The 1,869-nt window shown below is 46.7% G+C and carries 4 protein-coding genes and 1 pseudogene; 3 read left to right on the plus strand and 2 right to left on the minus strand.

Features of this window, described 5'->3' with window-relative positions; genetic code table 11:
* Positions 1 to 217: 217 nt before the first annotated feature.
* Positions 218 to 361 (minus strand): hypothetical protein, encoded by a 144-nt coding sequence (locus ACGF5R_RS23835; RefSeq protein WP_387693094.1) that lies wholly within the window; start codon positions 359 to 361, stop codon positions 218 to 220.
* Positions 362 to 459: 98 nt separating this feature from the next.
* On the opposite strand from ACGF5R_RS23835, the pseudogene ACGF5R_RS23840 reads away from it, so the two are divergent.
* The 3 genes and pseudogenes from ACGF5R_RS23840 to ACGF5R_RS23850 all read left to right on the plus strand — a co-directional run.
* A pseudogene (locus ACGF5R_RS23840) lies at positions 460 to 555 on the plus strand (RHS repeat-associated core domain-containing protein); the annotation flags it as partial.
* Between the two features lie 99 nt (positions 556 to 654).
* A complete protein-coding gene (locus tag ACGF5R_RS23845) occupies positions 655 to 957 on the plus strand; it encodes a hypothetical protein (RefSeq protein WP_046973707.1) in 303 nt (100 codons plus the stop codon).
* Positions 958 to 972: 15 nt separating this feature from the next.
* A complete protein-coding gene (locus tag ACGF5R_RS23850) occupies positions 973 to 1,446 on the plus strand; it encodes an SMI1/KNR4 family protein (protein ID WP_112878580.1) in 474 nt (157 codons plus the stop codon).
* A 53-nt stretch (positions 1,447 to 1,499) separates the two neighbouring features.
* Here the strand turns inward: ACGF5R_RS23850 and ACGF5R_RS23855 are convergent, their stop codons facing one another.
* Complete coding sequence (locus ACGF5R_RS23855; RefSeq protein WP_387693096.1) at positions 1,500 to 1,697, minus strand: hypothetical protein; 198 nt, start codon at positions 1,695 to 1,697, stop codon at positions 1,500 to 1,502.
* Positions 1,698 to 1,869: the final 172 nt, after the last annotated feature.

The following is a 1,869-nucleotide window of genomic DNA, read 5'->3' on the forward strand; positions in this document are numbered from 1 at the left end:
GCCTGTTAAGGTCAACAGCCCTGAAAGCAGGCCAGCGAGCTGGCTGCGGTTTATTGCCCCCACCCCAACCCCGCTGCACTGGCTGCGCCCGGCTCGCAGTCGCAGGCTCCTTGCTCGTTCCCGTGCTCGCCATCTCCGCCCCGTGCAGCCCCCAGGGGCTTCCCCGCAGAAAAGCTTCACCTGCGGGCCTCGCCGGCCCGCACCCGGCCAACCCGCGTCAGCGGCGCAGACAAGCTGCCCCGCCGTCGCGGGTTCCCGATAAAACCCGGTTCCGGCAGGAAAACGGGGCCGCAACCCGGTGCTGACGTCGGGGAAAAAATGCGCTAACATCGGCAAAATGCCCGTCGGGGCGAGTTGGCATGCTCTTTAACAGGGTGGGAAAAAGCGGCGGAGAAAAAGGCTGCTAAATCAAAGGGAAAAGTGGCCTAAAGAGTATGATGGCGTCGGGATAGTGCCGAAGATCCGCTCGGGCTGAACGGGGGCCTGAATCCCTATTCGTACGTCCATAATCCCACCGGATGGGTTGATCCTCTGGGGCTGGCAACATGCCCAGTAATCAAACAACGTGTTCTGGACAATATCGCAGCAAGTAAAGCCGCCAGAGAATCATCTAATTTCAGTAAACCTAATACAAAAACGGGTTTTGGTTATGGAGTGAATGATAAGCCCGTCAGAATATCTGGAGACTGGAGTAAACAAGACATATTTAATGGATTGCATGGAAGAACACCTAAAGGTTTAGGCTCGCCAGATCTACATCATGCTCATCAAATGCCAGGTTCTGCCATCCATGAAGTTTTACCAAACGTTCATAGAGGCAATACTGCATTACATCCAAATAAATTTAATCAGGGTGTCACACCGGCCATGCGAGATGCGGATAGGAAATTACATTGGTGGTATAGAGCAAGAGAACAAGGTGCAGAGCAAATATATCCTCATCTAATTTACGATTAATATTTTGGTACTAACATGAATACACATGAATTCTCACGAGTTGTTAATTATGTAAAAAGCATCAAACCAAATTGGTTTTTATCAGGAGATGAATATTTGGCAAGTAAGGAGGATATAGAACAAGTAGAGTTGCTTGTAGGAGGAACTTTACCAGATGAATATGTTTATTTTTCAAATAATTATAATGCCGGATATTTTGCATTCGTGAATATTTACTCTCTTAATCCTAATAGTGAGTGGTATTTACCTGTTAAGAATAAAGAATATGAAATGGTCTCAATGCCACAAGGTTTTATTGCTTTTAGTGATGATGAAACTGGTGGTTATTACGGTTTTTTAAAAGAGAAGACTCAATATAAAAATGAAGTATATTTTTTTGATTCATCAGGGGATGGAAGCATTGAATCAATAAAAGAGGATTTTTTTGAATTTGTTGTTAGCAGAGGTTTCCAACCAGAACATTTTGATTTAGATGTTTTAACTCAATAATGATTCGAATCAAAACCGGAAGACCCTTCGAGATCTTCCGGTCTTCTCATGATCTATCTTGGTGAATACCCACGGTAAGCCAATGCCGATTGGAGCTTAGAGATCGCATCCTTAATCTGATACGCTTCCTCGTCATTCACGGCACAGGCCCGTATCTCCGCCCAGCACAGCCGCTTAACCAGTTGGGCTAAGGCCAGCGCTTCAATGTGAATTAACTGAATGTCCTGTAAATGTTCAATCGCTATCGTCATCTCATGCTCTCCCCTTAACCCACAAAACCGGTTATCAACGCCCGCATCTGCTGCTTAATCTCCCGCAGTTGGGCCTGTTGTCGCTGGTATTGCTGATGCTGTTGTTGCGTGGCCTCACTGTCAGGAATCAGCACCAGACAACCGTCCATCACCTTCACCGTAATCTGACCCC

Source organism: Photorhabdus sp. RM71S, assembly GCF_042879355.1.
Taxonomy (GTDB): Bacteria; Pseudomonadota; Gammaproteobacteria; order Enterobacterales; family Enterobacteriaceae; genus Photorhabdus; species Photorhabdus kayaii.

What these genes read in the sequence shown, in the direction of transcription:
- ACGF5R_RS23835 (WP_387693094.1), bottom strand. Translation starts at nt 361, where the DNA reads ATGCCAACTCGCCCCGACGGGCATTTTGCCGATGTTAGCGCATTTTTT.
- ACGF5R_RS23850 (WP_112878580.1), top strand. Translation starts at nt 973, where the DNA reads ATGAATACACATGAATTCTCACGAGTTGTTAATTATGTAAAAAGCATC.
- ACGF5R_RS23855 (WP_387693096.1), bottom strand. Translation starts at nt 1,697, where the DNA reads ATGACGATAGCGATTGAACATTTACAGGACATTCAGTTAATTCACATT.